The 8,616-nt window shown below is 73.4% G+C and carries 5 protein-coding genes; all 5 read left to right on the plus strand.

The features are described from left to right. The coding region (locus BGM09_RS30680; protein WP_188284991.1) for a TOMM precursor leader peptide-binding protein at positions 1-1,640 on the plus strand (1,640 nt) is incomplete at its 5' end. A 59-nt stretch (positions 1,641-1,699) separates the two neighbouring features. Next, positions 1,700-3,295, plus strand: a complete 1,596-nt coding sequence (locus tag BGM09_RS30685) for a nitroreductase family protein (RefSeq protein ID WP_188284992.1) — start codon at positions 1,700-1,702, stop codon at positions 3,293-3,295. A gap of 152 nt (positions 3,296-3,447) precedes the next feature. Next, positions 3,448-6,264 carry a lantibiotic dehydratase gene (locus BGM09_RS30690; RefSeq protein WP_188284993.1) on the plus strand — a complete coding sequence of 939 codons (2,817 nt, stop codon included), beginning with the start codon at positions 3,448-3,450 and terminating at the stop codon, positions 6,262-6,264. Positions 6,265-6,368: 104 nt separating this feature from the next. Further along, positions 6,369-7,460: a lantibiotic dehydratase C-terminal domain-containing protein gene (locus tag BGM09_RS30695; RefSeq protein ID WP_317452961.1), complete on the plus strand. Its 1,092-nt coding sequence runs from the start codon at positions 6,369-6,371 to the stop codon at positions 7,458-7,460. Next, positions 7,457-8,616, plus strand: a 1,160-nt coding sequence (locus BGM09_RS30700) for a peptidase M50 (protein ID WP_188284995.1), incomplete at its 3' end; no start/stop codon positions are given. The genes BGM09_RS30695 and BGM09_RS30700, both read left to right, overlap by 4 nt.

Here is an 8,616-nt window from a genome sequence, read left to right on the forward strand (position 1 = left end):
CGGGTGCGGGCACGCGCGCCGCGGGACGGCCGCCGCGGGTCACGGCCTTCGGGATCGACGGCCTCGCCGCGCTCATCGCGGCCCACCACGAGCAGGGCGGGACAGAAGACGGGAAGACCGGCGGCGACAGCCGCCTGCCGTACGCGTTCCTGGTCGACATGGAGACGCTGCGCGTCACCCGCTTCGCCTTCGTACCGGACGCCGAGTGCCCCCGGTGCGGGGAGCGCGCCGCCGATACGGCCGAGGGCGCGCGAATCGCCTTCGCGCCGTCGCCGAAGCCCGCGCCGGACGTGTTCAGGGCGCGGCCGGCGGACGACTACGACGTGCCGTTCGAGGCGTTCGTGAACCCGGCGGCGGGCATGCTCGGCCCCTCGGTCGTGCCCGATCTGATCTCGGCGTCCACGTCCTCGACGGTCGGCTCCTTCCTGCTGCGGTCCGGCGACTATCTGCGCGAGTGCTTCTGGGGCGGCCACACCCCGCGCTACCGCTCCAGCGAACGCGTCGGCCTGCTCGAAGGACTTGAGCGCTTCGCGGGGATGCGCCCGCGCGGCAAACGGACGGACGTCACCGCCGCGTACAGCGAACTCAGCGACCGTGAGGCGGTGTTGGACCCTCGCGCCTGCGGCCTGTACACCGACGACTTCCACCGCGCCGAGCCCGGCGTGCGCCCCTTCGACCCCGAGCGGCCGATCCCGTGGGTGTGGGGCTGGTCGCTGCGCGACCAACGGCCGCTGCTCGTACCGGAGATCCTGGCGTACTACCACGCGCCCGGCGGCCTGGAGAACCGCTTCGTACAGGAGAGCTCCAACGGCTGCGCGTCCGGCGGGAGTCTGGCCGAGGCCGTGTACTTCGGACTGATGGAGGTCGTCGAGCGCGACGCGTTCCTGCTCGGCTGGTACGCGAAGGCGCCGCTGCCCGAGATCGACGCGAGCGGCAGCGGCCGTCCCGAGACCCGCGCGATGATCGACCGGCTCGCGATGTACGGCTACCGGGCCCGGTTCTTCGACACCCGCGTCACCTTCCCGATCCCGGTCGTCACGGCCGTCGCGGAACGGATCGACGGCGGCCTCGGCCGGCTCTGCTTCGGCGCGGGCGCGGGCCTCGATCCGGAGGCGGCGCTCGCGGCCGGACTGTGCGAGATCGCCACCGACGCGGTCAACCTGCGCCGCAGAACCGCCCGCGACGAACCGCGACTGCGCGCCCTGGCCGCCGACTTCGACCGCGTCCAGGTGCTGCACGACCACCCGTTGCTCTACGGGCTGCCCGAGATGGCCGCTCACGCCGACTTCCTGCTGCGCGGCGACCGGCCGCGCGTGGCGCTGCGCGACCTCACCGCGACCGGCGTCGGCGCCGTACCGCCGGCCGACGACCTCGCCGACGACGTCACCGCCTGCGTCGAGGCGGTCGCCAAGGCCGGGTTCGACGTCATCGCCGTCGACCAGACCATGCCGGAACAGCGCGCCCTCGGCTTCCACACGGCCGGAGTCATCGTGCCGGGCCTGCTGCCCATCGACTTCGGCTGGCGCCGCCAACGCGCACGCCATATGAGCAGGACGCGGACCGCGCTGCGGGAAGCGGGCCTGCACGAGCGGGACGTGACGGCCGACGAACTCAACCAGGCCCCGCATCCCTTCCCTTGAGACATCCACGAATCCGCCGCCATGACCCCGCACGCCCAGCGACCCAGAGAGGAACGCCCGTGGGATTCGCCCATGAGTACGCGACCGCCATCGTCCGGCGGGGCCGGTATCCCATGGAACCCGCCGACTTCGTGCCCGACTGGGCGGACCGGCCGAGGAAGGGCAAGCACTTCCCCGGCGCGGAGACCTTCCCGCTCCCGCGCGACGAGGCACCGGCCGAAGCCACCGTCCAGCAGGGCCTGTTCGGCCCGCGCGGCACCGGCGCCTTCACCCTGCCGCTGCTCGCGGGGATGCTCCAGGAGTCGTACGGCCTGGTCGGCAGGCGTCTTGCCGTCCAGGCCAACTCCGACCTCGGCACCCTGCCGATGTACACCCAGGCCAACTGGTCCCGCGGCACCGCCTCGGGCGGCGGCCTGTACCCGATCGGCGTGCACTGGGTGAGCGGCCCCTCCGGCCCGCTCACACCCGGCGTGTACTACTACTCGACGCCCCACCACCACATGCGGCGGCTGCTCGCCGGGGACGCCACGGCGGAGGTCCGCGCCGCGCTCGGCGGCCGACTCGGCGCGGACTGCGACCAGTTCCTCGTCCTCGGCGTGCGCTTCTGGCAGAACGCCTTCAAGTACAACAGCTTCAGCTACCACGTCGTCACGATGGACATCGGCGCGCTGCTCCAGACCTGGCGGATCTGGGCACGGGCCCGCGGACTGCACATCGGCGCCGCGCTGTGGTTCGACGAGGCCCGGCTCGGACGGCTGCTCGGCCTCGGCCAGGACGAGGAGGGCGTCTTCGCCGTCGTACCGCTGACCTGGGACGGCGCCCCTCCGGCCGCTCCGGCGGGCCCGGCCGGTGACCCGCCGACCGCGCCACGGGTCCACCACGCCGACCAGGAGCGCTCCCGCACCACCATGACGTTCGAGACCGTACGCCGGATGCACGCGGCGACCCTCGACGGGGCCGCGGACCGACCGGCCCCCGGGACGCTGGACACCGCGCTCGCGCTGCCCGTGCCCGAGGGCGGCGAGCGGACCGCGCTGCCCGGCCCCCGGCCCCTCGACACCCCGGTCGGGCAGGCGCTGCGGGCCCGGCGCAGCAGCTTCGGCCGCTTCCAGGCCGTCCGCCCGCTGCCCGCCGACGCGCTGTCGACCGTGCTGGCCGCGGTCGACGCGGCGAGCAGCCTCGACACCGACACCGAGACCCCCGGCGCCCCGCCCCTCAGCCGCGCCTATGTCTTCGTCAACCATGTGGCGGGCATCGCGCAGGGCAGTTACCTCTACGACCGGGAGGACCGTTCGCTGCGGCTGGTCAAGGCCGGGGCGCCGGGCGAATTCCTCCAGCGCAACTACTTCCTCGCCAACTACAACCTGGAGCAGGCCGGTGCGGTGATCGTGCCCGTCGCCCGCACCACCGCCGTGCTCGACGCGGTCGGCGACCGCGGCTACCGGCTGGTCAACGCCGTGATCGGCGCCGTCTCGCAGGCCGTCTACACCGCGTCCGCCGCGGCCGGGCTCTCCTGCGGCGTCGCCCTCGGCTTCGACGCTATCTCCTTCACCGAGGAGCTGGCGCTCGACGAGACCGGCGAGGTGCCGCTGCTGATCATGATGATCGGCCACGAACGCCCCCGCCCGGCCGACTTCCGCTACGAGATCGCCTGACCGGCCCGCAACGGCCCCTGACAGCAGACGAGTTCAGAACCGCGCACTCCACACGACCCCGCCCGGCCCCAGGGCCCGACGACCCCGGAGCCCGACGACCGCAGAGCCCGAGGACCGCAGGGCCTGACGACCGCAGGACAGAAAGGAGCGGCATGAGCGTGATCGCCGACGCGCAGGACACCGAGGCGCCACGGAGCTGGCTGCTGCACCGCCGCTTCATGCTGCGGGTGGCGGGACTGCCGGTCGAGGCCGTCCACCGGCTGCGCTGCCCCGACACCCGCCGCTGGGCCGACCAGGTGCTCGCCGCCGAGGAGCGACTGGCCGCGCTCGCGGCCGAGTTGAGCGACCCGCTGACCGTCCTGGTCAAGGCCACCGAGGACGACACAGAACGGCGCGCCGTGCTCGCGCTGCGCCGCCAGGTCTTCAACGACCGGCTGCCGCGCGACCCGGACGCCGTACGGGACCTCGCCGCCGGGCTCGGCGGCCCGACCGGCGAACTCCTCACCGACTGGCTGGAGTCCCGGCTCCGCGTTGAGCGACTGCGCGGCGAGGGAGGCCCGTTGCTCGACCGGGACCTGGCCGCGAGCCGCGCGGAGCTGCGCGGCCTCGCGAGAGAGGAGCGGCTGCGGCTCGCCCTCGCCCTGGCCTCACCGACGCTGGACGGCCAGCTCGACGCGTTCATCGCCGACCGCGCCGCCGTACCGGACAAGCGGACCAGGAAGAAGGAGCGCTCGCTGCTGGCGTACCTCTACAGGACCGCCTGCAAGACCAGCCCGTTCAGCACCTTCACCGCCGTCGCCGAGGGCCGGTTCCGCGAGACCGGGCCCGAGGTGCGGACCGGCGGCGACTGGACCAGCCACCCCCGGCTGAACGTCGTGGTGCTCGCCAGACTCGCCGAGCTGATCGGCGCCGACGACACACGGCGCGGCGACCTCCCCGTCGCCCTGTCGGCGGGCTGGGAACTGGACGAGAACCGGATCCGCTACGTACGCCGCTCGGTCACCGCGGGCGACGACAGCGCCGCCGTCAGCTTCGACGCGGCTCACGACCGGCTCTTCTTCCTGCGCCACAGCGACATCCTGGAGCGGATGATCGCCCTCTTCCACGGTGAAAACCCCGTCAGATACGCCGAGTTGACGGCCTGGCTCGCGGCGGAGACCGGCGCGAGCCGGGACGAGGCCGCGCACTACGCCGCGACCCTGCTCGACCTCGGCATCCTCCAGATGACCGGCCTCGCCACCGATGTGCACGCCCCCGACCCGCTGCGGTCCTTCCAGAGCGCCCTGCGCGGCCTCGGCCGCGACTGGGCCGACGCCGTCGCCGACCGGCTCGACGCCCCGGCCGCCCGCGTCGACGACTGGGCCACCGCCGACGTACCCGCCCGGCGCGCGCTGCTCGCCGGGCTGCGCCGCGATCTGACCGTCCTCCAGACCGAACTCGGCGCCGCGGCAGCGTCGTTGCCGCAGACCCTGCTCTACGAGGACGTCCGCGAGGACGCGGTCGAGGCCGACGTCACGCAGTGGACGGAACTGGCCGCAGCGCCGCTGCACGCCCTGACCGGCATGCTGCCCGCCTTCGACGTGGCCCTCCCGCAACGCCTGGTCCTCAAGGGCTTCTTCCTGGCCCGCTACGGCCGCGGCGGCCGGTGCGACGACCTGCTGCGGCTCGTCCACGACTTCCACGAGGACATCTTCACGCAGTACCTCCAGTTCACCTCGATGAAGTCGCCCTGGGCGGCCGACGGCGGCCACGCGCCGGAGGAGAACTGGCTCGGCATGCCCGAGGTCACCGCGGTGGACCGGGCCCGCGCCGAATTCACCCGCCGGATGCGCGACGCCTGGGCCGCGTATACGGCCGCTCCCGGCGGCGAACTGCGCCTGGACGAGGACACGGTGGCCGCCGTCACCGCCGAACTCGGCCCGCTGGGAACGTCGTTCGCCCCGCACAGCCACTTCCTGCAACTCGCCCGCCGCCCCGAGGACCCGCTGGTGGTGCTCAACAACTCCTACGGCGGCCTGTCCTTCCCCTTCACCCGCTTCACACACTGCTTCGACGCGGCACCCGAGAGCGGCGGCGCGGCGGCGGCGCCCGGCGGCGACGCCCGCGCCACACCCGGCGGCCTCACCGACCGGCTGCGCGAGACCCTGCGCGAATGGCAGCCGCCCGGCGCGGTGTTCGCCGAGATCACCGCCGGTTCCGCCACCACCAATCTCAACCTTCACGGACGGCTCACCGACCACGAGATCGTCTGCCCCGGCGAGAGCAGCACCGTGCCCACCGCCGGCCGGATCGACCTGGACGACCTGTACGCGGAACACGACCCGGTCGACGACCGGCTGGTGCTGCGGTCCCGGCGGCTCGGCCGCGAGATCGTCCCGCTCTACCTCGGCTATCTCGTCCCGATGGTGCTGCCCGAGGTGCCGCGCACGCTGCTTCTCTTCTCGCCGACGTCCCGCGCCGCGGTCGACGTGTGGCGCGGCGTTCCCCCGGGCCCCGAGCACGACGGCGTCACCGCGCGGCCCCGGGTCCGCTTCCGGAGCCTGGTGCTGCACCGCAGGTCGTGGACGGCGGCGCCCGGCGCGCTGCCCGCCCGCGAACCGGGCCTGGACGAGGCCGGGTTCTACCTGCGCTGGCAGCGCTGGCGGCGCGACCACGGGCTGCCCGACCGGGTGTTCGCCACCGTCCACGAGGAGAAGGCCGACGACGCGAGCGGCTTCGGCGCGGTCTTCGGCGGCTCCAAGCCGCAATTCGTCGACTTCGACAGCCCGTTGTCGCTGATCGCGCTCGACGGGCTGACCGGCGGCGGCCGTACCAGGACCGTCTTCGAGGAAATGCTGCCGGGCGAGCAGGAGTTGCACGTGCGCTCCCCGCGCGGCCACCACGTGGCGGAACTGGCCGTCGAAATCGTCCCCCGCGCGGCGGAACCGGCCGCGACGGGCCACCACGGAAGGCAGGACAGCTCCGTATGACCACCTCCGGGGCGCGATCCGCCCCCGTCACCGGCCCGCGCCCGACACCGCGTTCCGCGCCTGAATCAGCGCCCGAATCCGTTCCCGAACCCGAACCCGCGGCCGTGCCCGCACCGACGAGCGCTTCGGGTCGCGGCGACTGGCAGGCGTTCCACGTCTTCTACGCCGCCAGCCCCCGCCCCTTCCTCCTCCAGTGTGTGCGCCCGCTGGTCGAAGGGCTCACCCGCGACGGCCTGTTGAGCGGCTACTTCTTCATCAACTACTGGCTGGAGGGCCCGCACGTCAGGGTGCGGCTGCGCCCCTCGTCACCGCAGGCCGCGCCCGTGGTGACCGCGCGCGTCACCGCCGCCGTCGACGCCTTCCTGCGCAAGCGTCCCGCGCTCTACGAGGTCAAGGGCGGCTTCCTCGCCGACCTGTACAACACCCTCTTCGAGCTGGAGTTCCCCGGCGGCGAGCGCAACGGCCTGGTCGACGAGGAGGGCCGCATGCGCCTGCGGCCCAACAACTCCTTCAGCCCCGAGCCCTACGAGCCCGAGTACGGGAAGTACGGCGGCCCGGCCGGGATCGAACTGGCCGAGTGGCACTTCCAGCGCTCCAGCGACCTGGTCATCGACGCGCTCGCCACCATGAACCTGCACCTGCGGACCGTACTGCTGGGCGTATCGGCCCAGTTGATGATGACCATGTCCGGGTGCCTGCTGCGCGACGACACCGCGCTGCTGGAATTCCTGGACCGCTACCACGAGTTCTGGAACTCCGCCTTCTCCGGCACCAACTACACCGCCCAGGACGGCTACGACCGCGCCTACGGCACGATGGAGGCGCTGCCCAAGCGTTTCCAGGAGATCCGCGCCGCGGTCGCGGAACCCGCGCCCGAGCGGCTGCCGAAATTCCTCGCAGGATGGGCCGAGCACTGCCTGGAACTGCGCGAACGCGTCGTGACCCTCGCGGACGGCGGCGACCTGGTCTTCCGCTCCTGGGACGGCACCCGCGACCTGCCGGTCACCGACCCCGGCCAGGCGCTGCCGATGCTGCTGTCGCCGTATATGCACATGACCAACAACCGGCTGTCGGTCACCGTCCGCGACGAGGCGTTCCTGTCGTACGTCCTGGCCCGCGCGCTGCGCGAACCCCGGACGCCGTCCGGTGCCGACTCGCAGGACCGGTCCGAGCCGCAGCCCTCGGCGGCGCCATGACCACCGGCGGCCTGCTCGAACTGCGGCCCGCGCTGCGCCCCGGCATCCTGGTCGGCCCCGCCCTGATGCGCGGCCCCGCCCTCGTCCATCTGCTCAAGGACCCGGTCACCGGGGTGCGGCTCGAAGTCGGCGCCAAGGAGCACTTCATCATCACCCGGCTCGACGGCAGCCGGTCGCTCGCCGAGATCGGCACGGAGTACGCGGACCGGTTCGGCGCGCGGCTCGGCGACGCGCAGTGGCAGCGGATGCTGCGGCTGCTGTCGACCCGTCAGCTCCTTGACGGCGGCGGGCGGCCGGTGGTCGTACCCGCCGCTGCGAGCGTCCAACCAGTCGTCAAGTCAACGCTGTTGAGCGGCAGGACGCGGATGGTCGCGGACGCCCCCGCGCTCATGGACACCCTGCACGGCGCCACCGCCTTCGCCCGCAGGCGCGCCGTCCTGTTCCCGCTGCTCGCGCTGGCCGTCGCCGTCCTCGCCCTCGTCGGCCTCCGCTTCGGCGAACTGGCCGACCAGACCGGGCGCCTGTACGACCAGCCGGTCGCGCTCGCCGCCGTCGGCTGCGTGCTGTGGGTCAGCCTCGGCCTGCACGAACTGGCCCACGGGCTGGTCGCGCGGGCGTACGGGCTGCGCGTCGGGGAGATCGGGCTCCGCCGGGTCTGGGGCTTCATGACGTACCTCTACTGCGAGGTGCACGACGTCCAGTTCCTCGACCGGCGCGGCCGTCAGGTCGCCGTCGCGGCGGCGGGCGCCGTCATGAACCTCCTCTTCCTCGCGCCCTTCTGGCTCGTCTGGGCCCTCCTGCCGGAACACGCCCAGGCCCTCCCCTTCTTCGGCGGCCTCATCCTCCTCGGCGCCGCCATGGCCCTGCTCAACCTCCTCCCGCTCCCGCCGCTCGACGGCTACAAAGCCCTCGGCTACACCCTGGGCACGCTCCAACTGGCCACCGAGAGCCGTCAGTTCCTGGGCGTGACCGCGCGTGCCCTGCTCGGGCGGAGGGCCGACTCCGGCCGGGACGGAGCGGCTGCCGCCGCCGCCGCGACGACAAGCCGAGGGCCCGGCCCCGGTCGGAACGCCCGCGCGCGGCTCGCCGCCTATCCCGCGCGGCTGCGCGTCATCTACGGCGGATACGCCGCCTGTTGCGCGGTGCTGGCCCTGGC

It is taken from the genome of Streptomyces sp. CBMA29 (genome assembly GCF_014596445.1).
GTDB lineage: Bacteria > Actinomycetota > Actinomycetes > Streptomycetales > Streptomycetaceae > Actinacidiphila.

Excerpts from the sequence above, each read along its gene's own strand:
- BGM09_RS30690 (WP_188284993.1), top strand. The coding sequence starts at position 3,448 with ATGAGCGTGATCGCCGACGCGCAGGACACCGAGGCGCCACGGAGCTGG.